Origin of the sequence: Candidatus Gorgyraea atricola, assembly GCA_030765235.1 — a bacterium.
In the GTDB taxonomy this organism is placed as follows: Bacteria; Omnitrophota; Gorgyraeia; order Gorgyraeales; family Gorgyraeaceae; genus Gorgyraea; species Gorgyraea atricola.
This window is the reverse complement of the sequence record JAVCCW010000007.1, coordinates 1-19,211: the sequence shown is the minus strand read 5'-3', so window position 1 is coordinate 19,211 and position 19,211 is coordinate 1. Positions and strand designations below refer to the sequence as shown.

Here is a 19,211-nt window from a genome sequence, read left to right as displayed (position 1 = left end):
TCTGCAGAAGATAGTTGCCAAATTGCTGGATACTTGAAATTGACCCGACCCTATCTATGCAATATATATACCCAATAATTACACCGTACGAGCAAATGTCCAGGTCTTTATATAGGACATCGTTTATCTCTTATTTGCTAATTTTCTTGATATTTGGCGTTATGTTCTATATAATATGCTTGCTTGCGTTAAGAGATATAGTTGTAGGTTATACAGCTTAGCGCAGCCAAACTCGCCGAAGGCGAGTTTGATCCTGAGCGAGTGTAATGGGGCGACGAATAGGAGCCCCATAGCGAAGCGAAGGACCTCTTAAATCTCTCTAATTCCAGAGGGAGAGATAATCTAGACCCTGATTAGCGATGTTAGTCAGAGCCTTTTTTTATCTATAAATATTTAAGGATTTTAAAATATGATTTCATCTAATGGAATATCGTTGCGCTATGGCGCGCGTAAGCTTTTTTCTAATGTAAATATAGTTTTCTCTCCAGGGAATTGTTATGGGCTGATAGGAGCTAACGGTTCAGGAAAATCTACGTTTTTAAAAATTCTTTCCGGCGAAGTTGATTCTACCGCAGGAGAAGTCGCGGTATCTCCCAACAAACGTATAGCAGTCTTAAAACAGGATCAGTTTGCTTTTGATGAGTACACGGCTCTGACCACTGTTATTATGGGGCATAAAAGACTCTATGATATTATGATAGAAAAAGACATGCTCTGCGCTAAAAAGAATTTTTCTGATAAAGATGGGATATATCTCTCTGAACTTGAGGTAGAGTTTTCTAAGCTGGATGGATGGAACGCTGAATCTCAAGCAGCTAAATTGTTAAGCGATCTGGGCATTTCAGAAGAATTCCATGAGGTCGAGATGAAGCTGCTGGAAGAAGGGCAGAAAGTGCGTATTCTTTTGGCCCAGGCATTATTCGGTAACCCTGACATCTTATTGCTCGACGAGCCTACCAATCATCTGGATATCGAAAATTGTAAATGGCTCGAAGAATTTTTATGTAACTTTGAAAATATTGCTATCGTGGTTTCTCATGACCGCCATTTTCTGGATAAGGTTTGTACGCATATCGCGGATATTGATTATGGCAATATTCAGCTATATCCGGGTAATTTCAGTTTCTGGTTAGAATCCAGCCAGTTGATTTTAAGACAGCGTATCGAAACTAATAAAAAGGTAGAGAAAAAAAGAGAAGAGTTGAAAAATTTTATCGCCCGTTTTAGCGCTAATGCCTCTAAGGCCAGGCAAGCAACCAGCCGCAAGAAGACTTTGGAAAAACTTACCCTTGAGGATATCAAGCCTTCTTCGAGAAAGAGCCCGTATATAAATTTTGAACAGGCTCGCGAAGCCGGAAACAATATCTTGAAAATCAATCATTTATCTAAGTCACTCGATGGGCAGGTTTTATTTAAGAATTTTACCATTACTATTGAGAAAGGCGATAAAATAGCTTTTGTCGGGTCCAATAATATTGCTAAGACAACTTTATTCCAGATATTGGCGGGAGAGATACAACCTGATGGCGGTAATTTTAAATGGGGCGCCTCGATTAGCCATGCTTATTATCCCAAGGATAATGCTAAATATTTTGATGTAGACTGTAATCTTATCGATTGGCTTCGCCAGTATTCGAATAATACTGACGAGGTTTTTGTGCGCGGATATTTAGGACGTATGCTTTTTTCCGGCGATGAATCTTTCAAACAGGTCAGAGTCTTATCCGGCGGCGAGCAGGTCAGGTGCATGCTGTCTCGCATGATGTTGGCCCAGCCTAATGTGCTGATCATGGATCATCCGACCAATCATTTGGACTTAGAATCAATCGAATCATTGAATAAGGGCATGGAGAGGTTTGGCGGGGCTATTTTATTTACTTCGCATGACCATCAGCTGATTCAAACCGTGGCTAACCGCATTATTGAGATCACGCCCAGGGGTTTTATAGATCGCCCCAACATAACGCTTGACGAATATTTATCCGATGAAAATATTAAAAAGCAACTTCATCGATTATATTCTTAAAATCCTGTAACATTTCATACCTTAAAGAGTTGCGGAATCTATCTCTGATTTGCCAATTATGCTTGATATTTGACACTCTGTTCTATATGAGGAGTCCGCCTAGGCGGACGACGAAGTAATCTATTTCATCTAAAATAGACGGATAAATCTCGCCAGCCTATCTCTTTATCTCTGAATTGGCATTTAGTTTCTCAAGCGTAGTGTCGCAGCTATTCGGCCATATAACAGGCCTTTTTGATTTAAGATATGTCCTTTCTGTTTGAATTGAATGGCAGAAAGAGCTATACTATAATAGCATAACCACTTAAAAGCGCTGGGGAAAACTAAAATAAAGCTCGTTTCTGGATTTTTACGCAATGAATGCAAACAGCTATTAGCGGATTGGAACAAGTCGCCCGACAAAATGTTATACTGACAGAGAATGAAAAACAGATCCTTCAATACATCAGGATGATGCCAGAGGGCGAGATGAAGAAAAGGAAGGCATGAAATAGCGTGATGAGATTGTTTGTACGATTTGTAAGTATAGTCATTTTTATCGGACATTGTTTTTTATTGCCTTCATATAGTTTTGGCGCTACAGATAGCCGTGAAGGCGAATTCCTTGAAAAGGTTGAAGATCTTCATATTGGTATGCCAGTTCTTGAATATACCGCACCCCACTTTACCCCTCTAATTAAGGAATCCTTTAATAATAATGCGCATTACTGCGCGCTCTTAGATATAGGTGATGAGGCCCTATTAGCGCGGATCCACCTGGTAAGATCCGCCCAAAAAGCTATCTATATTCAAACATATATATGGTCAAATGATGAAACCGGCCGCTTTATGATGCAGGAGCTTACTCTGGCAGCTAAGAGAGGGGTAAAGGTTAAGATCATCGTTGATCAATTTGCGCATAGCCTGGATCCTAAGACAGTAGCTTTCCTATCTATTGACAATCCGAATTTAGAGATAAAATTTTATAATCCTAACGCTAAAAAGGTGAGCTCCTCAAAGCTGGATTATTTATGGGGGTTAACCAAATTCGGGCAACTTAATCAAAGGATGCATAATAAAGTTTTTATTGTGGATGATCACATTGCTATTACTGGCGGCCGAAATTATCAAAATGATTACTTTGATAGAGGTTCGAAGAGAAATTTCAAAGACAGAGATGTATTAGTGGTGGGCCCTGTTGTCAAGACAATGACAGACTCCTTTAGTGATTATTGGCATTATTATCTATCTGTTCCAAGCGGCGAGATGATAGATATTAAAAGGGAGATCAGTAAAGGGTTTTCCGAGGAATTTAAAAAATCCCATAAATCCCTAAAAGGACATTTCTTTCATGAATTAGATTCGCATGCCACAGATCTAGAGTATATGCGCCGAGTGATTACGAATAATATTTTTAACGTTAACAAGGTCGAGTTTATAGCAGATCCTCCCGGGAAAACTACAGAAAATAGTTTGATAGGCGGTGGTTCGGCCGTTGATGGGTTGATCAGATTGTTATCCAAGGCAGAAAAGCGCATTATAATGCAAACACCTTATCTTATCTTGGGCAGTAAAGGGAGAAAATTATTCAGAAAATTGCGACGCAATAAACCAGAAATTGATATCTTGGTGTCGAGTAACAGCCTGGCCGCGGCAGATCATTTTTACGCCTATGCTTTTTCATACAAATATAAGAAATTTTATGTCAAAGATCTAAAATGGCGGATATTTGAGCTGAAAAGGTATCCTGAAGACGTTGATATAATGGTTCCTCCGCTTGATGGCATCAAGAGAAGCGAGGATTCCCTTGTCTGCATCCATTCAAAAACATATATTGTAGATGATGATAGGGTTTATATCGGTTCGTTTAATATAGATCCACGGTCAGCTAATTTAAATACTGAAGCAGGAGTAATCATAGATGACGAAGAATTCACGCAAGCCGTTACGCAAAATATCCTTAATGACATGACCCCTGAAAATAGTTGGACGATCGGTATATACAAGCATGTCCCAGTCGTAGCCCATTTTAGCGAATTCATGCATAATGTTATGAGCGTCATCCCGATTATCGATATTTGGCCATTTGGCTATACAGCAAGTTTTAAATTAATAGAAGGAAAGGAAGAGGTCCCGTTTTATCAGGAGGATTTTTATAAAAATTACATATCAGCCGGCCCATTTCCCGACGCCCCATTTACCAGCAAAGAAATAAAAGCAAGGCTGATAAAGTCCTTTTTTGGTCCCATGGAACATATAATGTAAATAGGGAAAATACGCTTAAAAGAGTTAAAAAATTATTGACCAAAAAATAGCGGACAAAATGGACAAATTCTCGCTATAGCTTTATCTCTTATTTGCCAATTTTCTTGATATTTGGTGTCATGTTCTATATAATAGGCTTGTTTGCGTTAAGAGATATAGTTATAGGTTGTACAGCTTAGCGCAGCCAAACTCGCCAAAGGCGAGTTTGATCCTGAGCGAGCGTAATGAGACGACGAATAGGAGTCTCATAGCGAAGCGAAGGACCTCTCAGAAGTCTTTCAGCGCCTACAATGTTCCTATTCGTCATATTGCTTAACGGCGCTTCAGGATAAAATTTTCTTTGAAAATTTTGCGCGGGTGGTGGAATTGGCAGACACGCAAGGTTGAGGGCCTTGTGGCCGCAAGGCTATGCGAGTTCAAATCTCGCCCCGCGCACCACCCTACGTTCACATGGGGTGAATCTTCGCAGCATACTTCGGGTGGTAAACCACCTTTAGTCTCCGGAGCATGCTACAGAGATCAACAACGCATGAGCGCAGGAGACCTACGCTCAAATAGAGCGAATCTTCGAAGCATGCTTCGGATGGCAAGCCACTCACTTTTTCCTGCGTTCTGTTACGTAGGTGCTTCCTTTGATGCTTTTAGCGTATTCTTTTAGTTCTGCGCCTATTTCCCCTACCTCTGCAACATGTTTTATCTTCTTCTTTTTATTATTCACTACCCCGATTGAGATAGATATAAGAGGCATCTTTTTTACCTCGCCCTGCCTGTCTTTTGCTACCACATAACCCTTTTCTTTATCCTCTTTACTGTATAATTTTGGGATCATGAGATCGAATTTTCCTATAATATTTTTACATAACGCGTCTATTTTCTCAGGCATTGTTACTACTACGAAGTCATCGCCGCCTATATGGCCTATAAAGTCTAGAGACGTGCCTTTTTCCTGCACAGAGTTTATCAGGATCTTCCCGGTATTTTTTATTACCTCATCACCTCTTCCGAATCCATATTTGTCATTAAACGCCTTGAATTTGTCAAGATCTACGTAACAGATCGCGAATGCCTCTTTTTTATCTATGCGTCCCTGTATCTCGTTAAGTATGGAGACATTACCTGGGAGTTTGGTCAGAGGATTGGCATCCAGATCCCTGGCGCTTCTGCGGAGCACCATTTTGACGCGCGCTACCAGTTCCTGCGGCTCGAAGGGTTTTACCATATAGTCGTCCGCGCCTGCATTTATGCCATGTACTTTATCAGTGACCTCACCTTTACCTGTAAGCATTATAATAGGCATGTGCTGGGCCAGGATATCCTGTTTTATGATACTGCAGACTTTATCCCCGCACATCTTCGGCATCTTAAAGTCTATTATCAGTAGATCAGGCGCCTGTTTTTTAATAATATCCAGCGCCTCCTCGCCATCATGACCTTCTATTACTTCATAGTCCTCAGCCTCAAGAGTTATTCTTAAAACATCCAGTATATCTAAATCATCATCTACTATTAATATTTTTTTTGCTGACATTTAGAGACTCCTTATCTTTATTATTTTGGTATGCTAAATGTAAATTTTGTGCCCTTTTCTAATTCACTCTCTACTCGTATCCTGCCCTTATGTGCCTCTATGATTTTTTTAACAAGGGATAGGCCCAGGCCTGTGCCTTTTACTTTTTGACCCAGCGCATTATCTGACCTGAAAAATTCTTCAAATACCTTTTCGACATCTTCCTTTGGAATGCCCATGCCAGTATCTTCTATGCTGAATTCTACAAGATCCTTCTTATCATGGCATGATATGGTTATTTTTCCCTTTTCAGGAGTGAATTTTACAGCATTGCCTAGAAGATTTATAAATACTCTTTCCAGTTGGGTAGGGTCAGCTTTTATTCTATCCGGTTTTATTTTTACATTTATTTTTAGTGTTATATTTTTTTCCTTAGCTTGGGGCGCAATAATATCCATGACAGAATCCAGCGTTTCCTTTACAGAGATCTCTCTTGTGTCCATTTGCATCCTGCCTGATTCTATCCTTGCTATATCTAAAAGATTATTGACGAGCCGCGTGAGGCTATTTGAATGCTTATCTATTTTTTGGAGGCGTTCTTTCTGGGCAGGCGCGACCTCACCCAATTTCCCTGTCATGAGTATAGAGGCGTAACCTTTTATAGAGGTAAGAGGTGTCCTGAGCTCATGCGAAACCGCTGATACAAAGTCGGATTTCATCTTATTGAGTCTTTGGAGCTCTTCATTAAGCCTGTCAAGTTCCTGAGTTCTTTCCTTTACGCGCCTTTCCAAGTCCTGATGTGAGTCAAAGAGCTCTGTGTAAAGACTTGTGTTTTCAATAGCTGTTCCTATCTGACTGGTTAATACAGATAAAAGCTCTACATCGCCTTCTGTAAGTTTGGCATAGTTGGATGGATTGCCCATTAGTATAAATCCTACAGCTAAGTTCCTTGCCACAATAGGGGCTGTCAGGAATGAGTCAGTCTTGAATATGTCTGAAAAGATATCCTCATGTTCTATCTTTTTCATATCAGTGTTTACTAGAAGAAATTTACTTTTCCTTAAGAGCGGAGAAGCAAAGTCTCCTTTATTAAGCCGCGTTTCTATTTTTTTGATCTCATTGTCAGAATATCCTATGGCACTTTTTACGCTTATTTTTCCTGAATACTTATCTTTTAACACGATAAGGGCGTTCGAATAACCAAGCTTAGACACCAGGGCAGGCTTTATAAGGGCAAATAGATCTTCTATATTGAGCGTGGAATTTATTTTTTTCCCAAGCTCATGAAGCGTATAAAGCCCTATTATTTTTTTATCCAATTCTTCTTGGACCTTGTTCAGCGCCAAGTCTGTTTTTATGATCATCTTTGCCTGCTCATCGAGCTGGTTGATTATGTTCTGCAGGTATCTATTTTTCCTTTCAGAGTATATGCGTCTTTTTCTTTCAGAGTAACATATTATAATAGCAATGGTTCCGACCAGAATTAATATAAAAGAATAGTATATATTCATAACTGTTATTCCGAAAATGCAGCTATGGATATTGCCTGATTTTGAAAGTCAGAGGCATATTCGCCATAGCTATAAAATCCCAATATGGGTATGTTTTCGCCAAAGATCTCTTTTATTATCTCTATTTCTTTGATGGAGTTTTCTCTCAGGAGCTGGTAGCGCCCTATATTGCTGAAGCATGTTATAAATTTTATATTGCGGTTTTGAATGTTTTCCATTGCTTCCATGCAGGCCCTTCTGACTGCCTCAAGCGCCATATTTTTATCGCCTATCATGAGATTGATATCTTCTCCTTCAGGCAGCTCCGCGTTTAAAACAAGACTTCCGTTATCTTCTGCTTTTAGAGGAGATCTTACAAGATATTCGTTTTTTTCCTTCAGTCTTATGCCAACGGGATAACTGACGCCCAGCTTACCAAGGCCTAATTCCTTTAATTCTTCGAATGATTTTCCAAGATATTCTTCGTAGAGCTCAATAGCTGGCCTTCTGTCGATCTCTTTTAGAATATTGGAACTGGCTCTTGTTATTCTGTGCGGTTTTCCAACAGGCTGCCAGCCATGAGCCTTTCCAACCCCTATATTTATGTCTCCGCTAAAGAGAAGTCCTGCGACAGAATTTGTGTAAATATTATTATTTATATATTGATATGTTTTCTGGAAGCATAGCTCATCCGCAGCGCCACCGCCTATTACGGGAAAGCTGGTACCCATCATCTCCTGGGCGCCTCTTAGTATATCTGCGCTGTTTCCTGAAAGACTGTCAGAAAATATCATAAGACTTTTAGTGGTCTTAGATCTAATTGATCTTGAAAGAGCTTGTTTAGCGACTTCATGGCCTGCTGAACGGGCATTTCTTGAGACACCTTTTGCTATTCCAAGGGAAAAGCTGATTACCTCAGACCCTATAAGAGACACAGATACTGAGCCTCTGGATATCCCGGAACTTGCTATGCTTCCTGCAGAACTGCATCCAATGAGTGGTACCTCTCTTATTACAGAACGGATACCCTTTATAGCTAACTCCTGGTCAAAGATCGTAGAGATAAAGACGATTGCTATATTTGCGTTTCGTTTTCCTATTCTGTAATGGGCAATCTGAGCAGCCTCTTTTCCTGCTGCAAGGGAATCAAGCTTAGTACTTATCCCAGTGCCCAATATAGTAGCCATTGTTCAAATAATACCTAATAAGATGAGAAGTGTCAATACCTTTTACTATATAGTGTAAAAAAACTTGACTTTTTTATAATCTTTGGTAAAATTTATACACTTATAAGTTACCTGTCTGACCTCGTAGGTCGGATTTAAATCGTCAGACAGTAGATGTTCTTTGAAATGTCTAAGGCTGGACCTTGGACGAGACTTTGGGCCCCATCGTCTAGCTCGGTCTAGGACGTCAGATTCTCGATCTGAAGACACCGGTTCAAATCCGGTTGGGGCTACCATCCTACGCTCAAATGGGGCTATTCTTCGAAGCATGCTTCGGATGGCAAGCCATACATGTGGTATAGAAGAAGGAACCGTATCATAACCGTATCATAAATTGTATAACACATTGAAATATAACAGGTTATAACTGAGAGGAGGAGTAAATGATGACACCGTGTAAGTTTCTAAAGCTTAGCTCTACCATTTTTAAGGTATTATCATGGGTTTCTGTTGCAGTCGGAGCTATCTCTGCAATAGTGATATTCGTAGGTGGTGGAACCCCTGATGCCCCAAGATCAACAGGTTTTATCGGCCTATTACTTGGCGTTGTATACTTTTTCATTTTCTATACTGCTTCTGAGATGATAGCGCTTCTTCTCGACATACATAGCAAAGTTAACAAAGGTTAACAAAGGTCCAACGCTTAAATGCAATTTTAAGTCATTAAAACGTTTTCTTGCTGATTTTTTGCCCAAGAAAGGTAAAACACTCACCTTTTAAAAAAAGTTTGAAAAGTTTACCCTTGACTTTGCCTTCTGTGTAATATATACTATATATAGAAGAAGGATAGCGAACAAAACCTTAAATAAAACAGGGTAATATTTTTTAGAGTCAATTAAGCATATTTAAAAAGAATTTGAAGTTGATTTTAAGCCTCTCCGATAATAGCAAACCATGAGTAATCATGGGGCGCAAAACCAAGGATCCTGACAAGGATAGCCGAGTTGCCGAAGGGAGAAAAGATAGAACAGACAGCTCGGCTATTTTTTTGAAGGGGGCAAGGCCGATGTTAGACTGGCAAAGTAAAAAATGGGTAAAGGTAATCGCTATTACTGTAGTGATTGCTTTTCTCGCATATGATGTAGCTTGGGCTATGGATTTCTCACCCATAGCTGTCACTACATCTCCATCCGCAGGAGCCCCTGGAATAATTCCCAGAATAGGCAATTTCATTTCAAAATCCATCCTCAAGAAAGACCACAAAGAAGAACTACCCGAAGAAACAGAGATAACTTTTAGAAGCCAGTTAGTTCCCAGAAAGAAATACGGCGAACGATCTGGCTTTCAGCGTTTAGAGTCTGTGAAGAATATGATAAAGCGCCAAGAAGAGTTTATGCGCAGGCAGCAGCAGATAGAAGAGGATAGACGCCAGAGAGATGTTAATCTATATAACGTAAATAAGGGGCTATACATGGATAGCTCAGAAAAGGCGCAGGAGGCGCAGCGCATCAATCAGCAGGTGATGAAGGCGCGCGGAGAGACATTTGAATCAGCTGCAGCATCGAGTGAATTTAGCTACACGCTCAATAAAGATGGCTCAAAGATCTATTACAAAGATGGCTTGCCTTCTAGGATCCTCAATGAATCTGTCTATGATACGCTAGGCCAGCGTTCGATTAAAAATACTTATAACATGACATATGACGGCCGAAGGCTTATGACCTCATATGATGCAGATATAGCTGATTCTCTAGGCAATACAACGCAGATCCAGTGGCGCAATGGCAGGTATTCTGATGATTCTGTTTGGTGGGCAGGTTCTAATACTTCTGCTGGGAAATATCTACTTGGCTACACAGAGATTATAACAGATGCTTATGGAACAACCATGGTAAGGGATTGGTCAACGACCCGTGACTCATATGATTCCCAGAAAAGAGCAACCTCTTATACTGAAATAGTAAAGGACGCAACAGGCAGTATCCTTTCTACCACCCAGTGGTCAAGTCCTACGTATGAAGGTGATCATCTTACAGGGTATCATCAGGAGACCATGGATGGATACGGTAACATCACTCTTACTGACTGGGATGGAAAATTTGAAAGAGGCCACATGCTCGAGTCTCATTCGATTGATAAACAGATGAATAGAGACGGCACAAGTTCAGTAAGTGAAAATACACTTACTTATTCCTATGATTCTAGTGGTAGCCTGATAGGCGCAAGCGGAGTAACTACTATAAGCGGTGGCGCAGTAGATGTCAATGGCACAGCCATGAATAGCTATGAGGGCACCACGACCCAGCACTTTGAAATATTAAATGGCCAGTTAAAGATCGTGTATACCACCACTGAGATAGAGCAGGTAAATGCCGATACGTCTACCTCGCATACTAGTACGCGCTTTGATTATGTATATGACGAGAATAATATGATAGTGGATGCAAGCGAGATAAGCACCACTACAGGCGAGGATGTTTTTGGCTCAACATATGAGAGTCAGACAATAAGTGAATATGATGTAATCGGCGGTCAGCCAAGAAGGGTTTCATCTGATACTGAGAGCGTGAGCGAGACCATATTTGGCACAGAGACCACAAGCACTAGTCACGTAGAATATATCTATGATGAGATGGGTAATTACACAGGAGAAGGCGCCAGGGGATATACAGATACAACAGGCATAAATCTTTTTGGAGAAATGTTCTCCACCCACACAGTAAATGAGTACGAGATCATAAATGGCCAACCAAGATTAAAATCCACTCAGACAGAACCTAATATCCCAAATCCATTTGAAGGCCTTGGCACAATGCTGGCAGATCTAGAAGAGACCATGCTTGATATATCTAAAGCCCAGGCTTCAGGAAGAGAGGAAGAGATAGCCCAGATAGCTGAAGAGCTAAAGATAGAGCGTAAGTCAATAGTAACTCTCGCGAAAGAACAGGTCCAGACAGTAATGATCTGGCTATGGAAGTCTTCTACTAATGTAATAAACTGCGCAGTAAGAGCGCTTAAAAATATATTACAGGTAGGAGGAGCAGAGGTTCAAGAAGAACATATCGCAAGGGATGCAATATTGACAGACGTGCTTACTGGTGTAATAACCCCTGAGAATGCCAAAGGAGAGTTAGAGCTTTCATTCTATGCAATGATGAAGGCAGCTGAAAAACAGGACATCTTGCTTCAGGGTGTGCACATTAACATTGACCAACTAAAAGGGATCTCTCAGCCAGTTATAGCGCGCTTGGGACAAGATCACTTCGTTATAATCCAGAGCGCAACAGATACACACGTTACCTATCTTGACAATGGTGTTGAGAAAACAGAAGACATAACTGAATTCAGCTATAAATGGGATGGCAATGTGCTTACATCTCAAGCAATACCAGGTGCCCAGGTGCTTGAGACTCAAGAAGCGCAGGCAATAAGAGGTGCTTATAACTTTGAACATAACGATGCTTATACTTGGATGAAGATGGAATTTGAGGATGGTGGTTGGGAGCTTTGGAAGGACACAAAAACCAATCCAACAGAAATTACATACCATACCTGGAACTCAGATGGCAGAAGTGAAATAGATGTAGATAAGAATTCGGGAGACATAACTGTACACAACTGGAGCACTGGAAAGAGTGAGGTCATTATTACAGCAAAACGTCGATTTAATGCAGAGCCTCCTGTTAGAGGCGTAGACTCAGCAACTTATGAGGCATTAAGCCAGGAAAGAAACATAGGCAAAGACGCAGATGGAAATCCTACTTATACACCAGACCTATCCTACATTTATGCTACAGTACAAAGAACTGGTGCTGCAGGAAATCAGTATATCATTAAAGGCGCGAGATGGGCAAAGAATGGTGCTGTATCGCAAGTTATAGATATTTTACGCACAATCGGAGGAGACTTTACTACGAGAAACATGTATGTTTATCCAAATGGTTTTATGTTTGATCCACTTGCTCCGCCGCCAGATATACCAGTAGAAACACCAGAATCTCTAACCTTAACTGATGCGCCATATCTGGAAGGCGTTACTGCTACATGGACAGAGGACGGGGTTTTTGGCTTATGGAAAGAACTCACTTTTGATATCACGGAAAAGAGTGAAGCAAATGGTGGCCTGAAAGGTTCGCCAGGAGCCAATTATTCTATTGCAATAGACCTTGACAAAGATTGGGTTTACCAGGCATTAGACACACCTACACCTGGCGTAGGGGAATCTGTGCAAATTAATTTGATACCTGATTGTTTACCAACTGTAGTGGGGGCTTCAGCTGGAAACTATTTTACATCTACAGGTTTATCGGAGGCAGATGTTACTGCAACAATTACACTTACAAGGCAGGCAAATTATGATATATTGGCGCACGTTACATTGACAAGGACAGATAATGATAATCCAGCTATTACTCAGCAGATAGCTGATTTTGATTTTACTATTGATAATACTCCTGGTTCAAGATCGGTGATGAACAATGTTAGCGATATAATTACTCAATTGCAGGATGAGCAGACTACTGCAAATCCGCTTCTCGATGGCGCACCGACATTGATATATTATACTGAAGAGATAGGATTAATAAACAGGGGCGGAGATCTTTTTGAACCTCGCGTAATCCGAAATTATACCCTAGGGGGTGAAATAACATCAGGGACATTTAAATATCAAGAGATCACAATTGGCAGTACAGATGCCCCCACAGTTTTTAAAGGATATTTTCCAGAAGTAATTCGAATAAGCTATAATATGGACGCTGGCCCTGATTTCCGTATCAATCAGACAATTGATTGGGCTTCTCTTCAAAGCAATCCCTCTATTGCTGGACTGCCAACATCGAATTTGGGAAATCTTTTCCCCACTAATACTTCTTCCGCTCCTTATTATGCAAACTTCTCTCCCATCGGCGTGATGGATTCCGCGTTTACTAATAATCCCAATAATAAAGATGATCCAGAGTTCGTATATGGACAGATTAGATTAGAGTGGGATTATTATGGGGATCCAGGTGACGATATGGTTGTCGAGCGACAAACAGGCTCTGGCAGCTGGCAGTCATTATCTGGCACTATTGAGTCTGATCCTGCAAAGAATTATCATAAAACATTCCTAGATAAAACAGCTGTAAGAGGCAGTACATATAATTACCAAATAAAGGCGTCCAAAGATGGAAACGAGAAACTAAGTGCCCAAGTTAGTGCGCATTGTTTCTGGGAGCCCCCAGAGACTCCTAAAAACGTAAAGTGTTCAAATTCTGAACCAGGAGAGTTATATATTACTTGGGACTATTCTGGAAATAGCCAGGATCGTTTCGAAGTTTACAGGTCTACAAGAAAAAGTGGAACATATAATAGAATAGCCAATAATTTAACAAGTCGAAATTATAAAGATACAGATGTCAATGTAGGTTCAAGCTATTATTACAAAATAGTTGCAGTAAATCTTGATGGCGAAGATACTGAGGTTAATGATTCTCCTATTGGTACAAATAGCGTTAAATATCAAGGTACAGACGCACCAACCTCTGATCCTGACGGCATTACATCAGATGTGCAGAAGCTTACAATACATTGGAAACACGTTGCTAATGCGCACAAATATGAAGTGTATTTCATTCATGATCCCAATGATTCTATAAATCCTACAGAGGATGATTCGCGTTGGGTGTTAGAACATACTGAGACTGGAACGAGTAATTTATCTATAGGGGACACACTTACTTATGAACATAATGGTCTTATCCCTGGAGACTATTATCATTATAAAATTGTCTCGTACGATGGCAATAATGATCCAGGAGGCAGTCTTATTATGGGAGGCGGTGTGCCAGATGTTCCATCTCCAACTGCTGCAGCGCCAGCACCATGGGGAATTGGCGCGCCAGTAGCTACTTTAGAAGGTGTTAGTGTTGATACTACGCAAGTGGTTCAAGGAGTTGAACAGGGACTGCTTGCAAATATATCGCAGTTCGCAAGAAATCTAAACCTGACTTTCCAGGCTGCAAAGGACAAGATCACAGATATAGTTAACTGGCTTAAGAACATGGGTGACTTAGTGGTGAACTGCGCTTCCATGTCACTCTACAGGATCTTTAAGGCAAAAGGTGTAAGAACTACACTTGAGAAGATAGCGATCGATACTATATTAGTCGATCTTATAAATGGCACTATAAAGCCAGGCTCATCCTCTATTCTATACACATCCTTCTATGCATTGCAGGAAATAGCTTTTTCTAAAGGTTTAAATCTTGGCCTCTTCAAATGGACCAAGAATGAGCTCAGTACAATCACCTCGCCGGTAATAGCGCATGTTAGCTGGGACCATGCAGTGGTTGTGACAAAGGTAGAAAATGGCAATGTCTATTATATTGATACTGATGATAAACTCTATGAAGTATCGATCGATGATTTTATAAAAGACTGGACAGGCTATGCATTGGCACCAGGACTGCCTATGGTTGCTGGAGCTGATATGCCGATGATGGTCGGGAGCTCGGCGCTTGCTGATAGTTTATTGCCAACTATTTCTGTTGAGATGGCAAGCCGCATTGTGGATCGCGTTGTAAAGGAATTGGAGTTCAAGCAGAAGTTCCTTGGCCCTGGTGTGAATAATTTTATTGAAAATGCAGGGGGCTTGAGAAAGATTACTGATTGGCTGAGAAGGATGGGCGCCTATGTAGTTAACTGTGCATCCAAAGCGCTTTACAATGTTTTAGCAAAATTTGACATAAAGACCTCTTTAGAGGACCTTGCAGTTGAAACTATCTTGAGCGACCTGGCTGCTGGAATTATTAAACCAGGCCAGACGCCTATATTATACACCTCTTTCTACAGCTTGCACAAAGTCGCATTTACTAAGGGCGTAGATCTTGGGCTTTACAATGTTACCATTAGTGAGCTTAAAAGGATGGAGGGGCCTGTAATTGCTGAGGTAGGAGGGGACCATGCAGTTGTTATAACAAAGATCCAAAATGACATTGTTTATTTACTCGAGTCTGATGGAAATCTATACAAAGTTGACATAGATGAATTCAGAGAAGATTTTCAGGGATTTGTCCTTTCAAGAAGGGGCCCTCCTGAAAAAGAATCACTTCCGCTGAAACCCCCTATCATGCTTTCAGGAGAACTCCTTCCGCCACCGTCAGAACCTTTCCTTCCGCCACCTCCTCCAGCCCCAGAATGGGATGAAGGCTCAAAGCACTGGACAAGCATTTCCTCATTTTCTCTAGACGGCTCATTTGTAAGAGCAGATTCATGGGTTAGTTATGAATACAATAATGTTGGCCAGGTTATCGGCGCTAAGGGTGGCGGCATTAGCTGGGCAGAGGATATCTTTGGAAATCTTTCTATTACCAGGCGCACAGATATATATGAGGTGATAGCAGGCGAGGCAAAGGTTATATATTCAATCTCGCTTACTACTTCTAAGAATCTCGATGGGTCCATAAACACATCCATAGGCATGATCCATTATATCTATGATAATACAGGTGTTGTGATAGGTGCGGATTGTAATGGAACAATTGGTTTTGATAAGTTTAGCTTGGATGAAGGGCAGCTTGATGAAAATGATTTAGATTTGATAATGACATGGATCAGTGATGGGGATTTCATTGACTACCTTACATCCGTCGATACAGATGGAGATGGCACAGATGATGCCATAAACATCTCAGCGGCAAATCTTACGCTGGGAGAGGATGTTTTTGGAAATCCTTTAGCAAGCGCTACAGTGAATACATACGAGATTATAGGCGGAGAGGCAAAGGTCATGCTCTCTTCAACTGTCAGTGACTCTACTGCGTTTGATGGGACCATAATCCATGCAAATGGTACAGTAAGCTATGATTACACGTATGGCACAGAGACCATAGATGAGATCCCTGATGAATATTTAAATGAAGACGGAACTATTAAGGAAAAATATCTTGATGAGGACACTGAATGGATAAAGATAGGGCTCTTTAAGCATGTTGAAGGAGAGTCTACGACAGAGGGCCAGGACATATTCGGAAGCACTTATACAGCCACTGCTATAAATCACTACACTCTTGTAAATGGCCAGCCAAGGGTAGATTATGCTAATACGACAAGGACAGATGAGACGTTCATGGGTATTACCTCGAACAGCTCTTCTTATATGAAATATGAGTATGGTCTTTACGCTGATCCTGATACTGGAAGAGAAGCAGAAACAGCTCTCGTAGGCGCAACTGGCTATAACGATGCAACAGGTCGTGATATATTTGGCAATACCTACAAGACTCATACTGACAATACGTATACAGTTGATAAGGGCCAGCCGCTGGTTGATACAGCAAATTCGAGTTATTTAGGTGGTAGTTTTGATTTATTTGGCAATCCAAGCGAAACAAATTCCATAGTTACATATAGCTATTCAGAGGTCACTGGCAAGGATGGAAGAACAGCGTATCTTGCAACAGAAACCGCGACAGTGACTTCTTCTTCAGGAGAAGACCTTTTTGGAAATGCCAGATATTCAGTCCAGTCCCAGGAAGTTACTGCGAATTATGGATTATGTGATTTCATTGATCCGCGTACAAATGAGGAGGTTTCTTACTGGGGAATAGTCAGTGCTGTAGAGACAAGCCCTATGATCACAGAAGGTATTGATACGTTCGGCAATAAATTTACAACCACGAGCACCACTACATTTGAGGCAGGAGATAATCATTATGGAAAACAGGTTGGGGTAGAGACTATATCTGAGACAGAGGGCATAGATTTATATGGCTCTTCATATGCTTCCAGGACTGTCACAAACAATGCATACGCTCTGCAATCAGATGGCCAAGGCAAGTTTGCATATTTAGCAGATACAGCAGAGGTTACTTCAACAAGTGATAGAGAAGATATATTTGGTAATTCTGTCACGATTGTTACTCCGCAGATATCAAAGAATGAATATGGAATAACAACTGCACCTGATGGTCTGGATATCTGGGGCGTGATTAATGCTACAGAGCTGCAGTCCCTTGTTACTGAGAGTGTTGACATGTTTGGCAGCAGTGTTACCTCTGAGACTATCAATGAAGAATATGTATGCGAGTATGGTGTTCCTGTTGCAACAAGGGTAATTACAAAGTCAAACAGCATTGATTTATTTGGCGCAGAAGTTTATCAAGAAGTAGAGACTATTAATATTGCAGAACTCCACGAAGATACTCCTTCGCGTCTTGGTTATCTGATAAGCTCTTTTAAGACCACCACTATTGCTACAGGCGAAGACTTATTCGGCAACCAGACAATCACCACCACCATTCAGGAAATCCAGAACGGAGCCTTTGTTGCAGATGACGAAGCCATCCACTCAGTAGGTCAAAAATTCTGGGGCGGCATAGATATAATATCCTATACCCAGACCCAGACTGGATCAGATGGCCTTCCTGCAGTGGACATGTTTGGTAGTGAAATCACAAACTACACTTCTACACTCGAAGAATATCACTTCAAAAATGGCAGACTCTTCGTAGATAAGACTGTAGTTACATATGATACACAGGATCTCTTTGGCGGCATAGTCCATAATAGTGTCACATCAGAGACTACCTATGGCTGGTATGAGGAAATACCTCATGACATAGATGAGCTCATGATACTAAATGACCTGGACCCAGATGAGATAGCTGCGAAGTATGGCTGGTCAGATGAGACTGCTTATATGGATAAGGTAGAGGACCTGCTTTTAGAATTATATGAAGGTCTTGGAGATAACGAGACGCTTTTGATCAATCTTCCTGGAAAAGCAGCGCAATTAGTTACGAAAGAAGAATTGCGTTTGATGCTGAAGTCACATTTTGCATACCTTAATATAAGCGTAAAGACCACCACTATTGCCACAGGCGAAGACTTATTCGGCAACCAGACAATCACCACCACCATTCAGGAAATCCAGAACGGAGCCTTTGTTGCAGATGACGAAGCCATCCACTCAGTAGGTAAAAAATTCTGGGGCGGCATAGATATAATATCCTATACCCAGACTCAAACTGGACCAGACGGACTTACTGCAGTAGATATGTTTGGCAGTGAAATCACAAACTACACTTCTACACTCGAAGAATATCACTTCAAAAATGGCAGACTCTTCGTAGATAAGACTGTAGTTACATATGATACACAGGATCTCTTTGGTGGCATAGTCCACACGAATGTTGTTAGTGAAACCACCTACGGCTGGTACACTAATCCAGACAATGACAAAAAGGCCTACCTTAATATAAGCGTAAAGACCACCACTATTGCTACAGGCGAAGACTTATTCGGCAACCAGACAATCACTACCACCATTCAGGAGATCCAGAATGGAGCTTTTGTTGCAGATCTAGATGCAGTCCACTCAGCAGACAAGACATTCTGGGGTGGCATAGATATTATATCCTATACCCAGACTCAGACCGGGCCAGATGGCCTTGCTGCAGTGGACATGTTTGGCAGCAAGATCTCGAATCACTCTGCCACTATAAACGCATCACACTTCAAAAACGGCCGCTTCTTTATAGACAAGATGACTGTAACCTACGACTCAATGGATCTCTTCGGAGCCATAGTCCATAATACAGTCATAACCGAATACACCTATGGCTGGCATGAGAAAAACGGCAAGAAGGCCTATCTCATTCAAACTGTTAAAACCACTTCCACCGCAGACGTCACTGACTTATTCGGTAACCAGACATCCACCACCACCATCCAGCACATACAAAACGGTGAGTTTACAGCCACTGACGCAGCACACTCAAACGGCAAGACCTTCT

The 19,211-nt window shown here is 41.1% G+C and carries 8 protein-coding genes, 2 tRNA genes and 1 riboswitch; of the genes, 7 read left to right on the top strand and 3 right to left on the bottom strand.

The annotated features are described in order from the left end of the window. Nucleotides 1-409: 409 nt before the first annotated feature. From P9L93_01665 to P9L93_01650, 4 genes are all read left to right on the top strand, one after another. Nucleotides 410-2,026, top strand: coding sequence for an ATP-binding cassette domain-containing protein (locus P9L93_01665; protein MDP8229792.1), 1,617 nt, complete (start codon nucleotides 410-412; stop codon nucleotides 2,024-2,026). A gap of 360 nt (nucleotides 2,027-2,386) precedes the next feature. Further along, entirely contained in the window at nucleotides 2,387-2,515 is a 129-nt protein-coding gene (locus tag P9L93_01660; GenBank protein ID MDP8229791.1) for a hypothetical protein, read from the top strand. Nucleotides 2,516-2,524: 9 nt separating this feature from the next. Then, nucleotides 2,525-4,270, top strand: a complete 1,746-nt coding sequence (locus P9L93_01655; GenBank protein MDP8229790.1) for a phospholipase D family protein — start codon at nucleotides 2,525-2,527, stop codon at nucleotides 4,268-4,270. Between the two features lie 351 nt (nucleotides 4,271-4,621). Continuing rightward, a tRNA-Leu gene (locus P9L93_01650) sits at nucleotides 4,622-4,708 on the top strand. A gap of 157 nt (nucleotides 4,709-4,865) precedes the next feature. On the opposite strand, the gene P9L93_01645 is transcribed toward P9L93_01650, so the two are convergent. Genes P9L93_01645 through P9L93_01635 form a run of 3 tightly spaced genes read right to left on the bottom strand, consistent with a single transcriptional unit; the run spans nucleotide 4,866 to nucleotide 8,454 of the window. Beyond that, nucleotides 4,866-5,798 carry a response regulator gene (locus tag P9L93_01645; protein ID MDP8229789.1) on the bottom strand — a complete coding sequence of 311 codons (933 nt, stop codon included), beginning with the start codon at nucleotides 5,796-5,798 and terminating at the stop codon, nucleotides 4,866-4,868. Nucleotides 5,799-5,818: 20 nt separating this feature from the next. Continuing rightward, on the bottom strand, nucleotides 5,819-7,288 hold the full coding sequence (locus tag P9L93_01640) for a GAF domain-containing sensor histidine kinase (protein MDP8229788.1): 1,470 nt from the start codon (nucleotides 7,286-7,288) through the stop codon (nucleotides 5,819-5,821). Between the two features lie 5 nt (nucleotides 7,289-7,293). Continuing rightward, nucleotides 7,294-8,454: an FIST N-terminal domain-containing protein gene (locus tag P9L93_01635; GenBank protein ID MDP8229787.1), complete on the bottom strand. Its 1,161-nt coding sequence runs from the start codon at nucleotides 8,452-8,454 to the stop codon at nucleotides 7,294-7,296. Nucleotides 8,455-8,651: 197 nt separating this feature from the next. Between P9L93_01635 and P9L93_01630 the strand changes: the two genes are divergently transcribed. The 3 genes from P9L93_01630 to P9L93_01620 all read left to right on the top strand — a co-directional run. Beyond that, nucleotides 8,652-8,729: transfer RNA gene (locus P9L93_01630), tRNA-Glu, on the top strand. A gap of 147 nt (nucleotides 8,730-8,876) precedes the next feature. Further along, nucleotides 8,877-9,122, top strand: coding sequence for a hypothetical protein (locus P9L93_01625; protein MDP8229786.1), 246 nt, complete (start codon nucleotides 8,877-8,879; stop codon nucleotides 9,120-9,122). A 247-nt stretch (nucleotides 9,123-9,369) separates the two neighbouring features. Further along, nucleotides 9,370-9,445, top strand: a riboswitch (cyclic di-GMP riboswitch). A gap of 54 nt (nucleotides 9,446-9,499) precedes the next feature. Continuing rightward, nucleotides 9,500-19,211, top strand: a 9,712-nt coding sequence (locus P9L93_01620) for a cysteine peptidase family C39 domain-containing protein (GenBank protein MDP8229785.1), incomplete at its 3' end; no start/stop codon positions are given.

Bases quoted from the DNA above. Each gene is read 5' to 3' on its own strand.
- P9L93_01635 (MDP8229787.1), bottom strand. From the start codon at position 8,454: ATGGCTACTATATTGGGCACTGGGATAAGTACTAAGCTTGATTCCCTT.
- P9L93_01655 (MDP8229790.1), top strand. From the start codon at position 2,525: ATGAGATTGTTTGTACGATTTGTAAGTATAGTCATTTTTATCGGACAT.
- P9L93_01645 (MDP8229789.1), bottom strand. From the start codon at position 5,798: ATGTCAGCAAAAAAAATATTAATAGTAGATGATGATTTAGATATACTG.
- P9L93_01625 (MDP8229786.1), top strand. From the start codon at position 8,877: ATGATGACACCGTGTAAGTTTCTAAAGCTTAGCTCTACCATTTTTAAG.
- P9L93_01665 (MDP8229792.1), top strand. From the start codon at position 410: ATGATTTCATCTAATGGAATATCGTTGCGCTATGGCGCGCGTAAGCTT.
- P9L93_01660 (MDP8229791.1), top strand. From the start codon at position 2,387: ATGCAAACAGCTATTAGCGGATTGGAACAAGTCGCCCGACAAAATGTT.
- P9L93_01640 (MDP8229788.1), bottom strand. From the start codon at position 7,288: ATGAATATATACTATTCTTTTATATTAATTCTGGTCGGAACCATTGCT.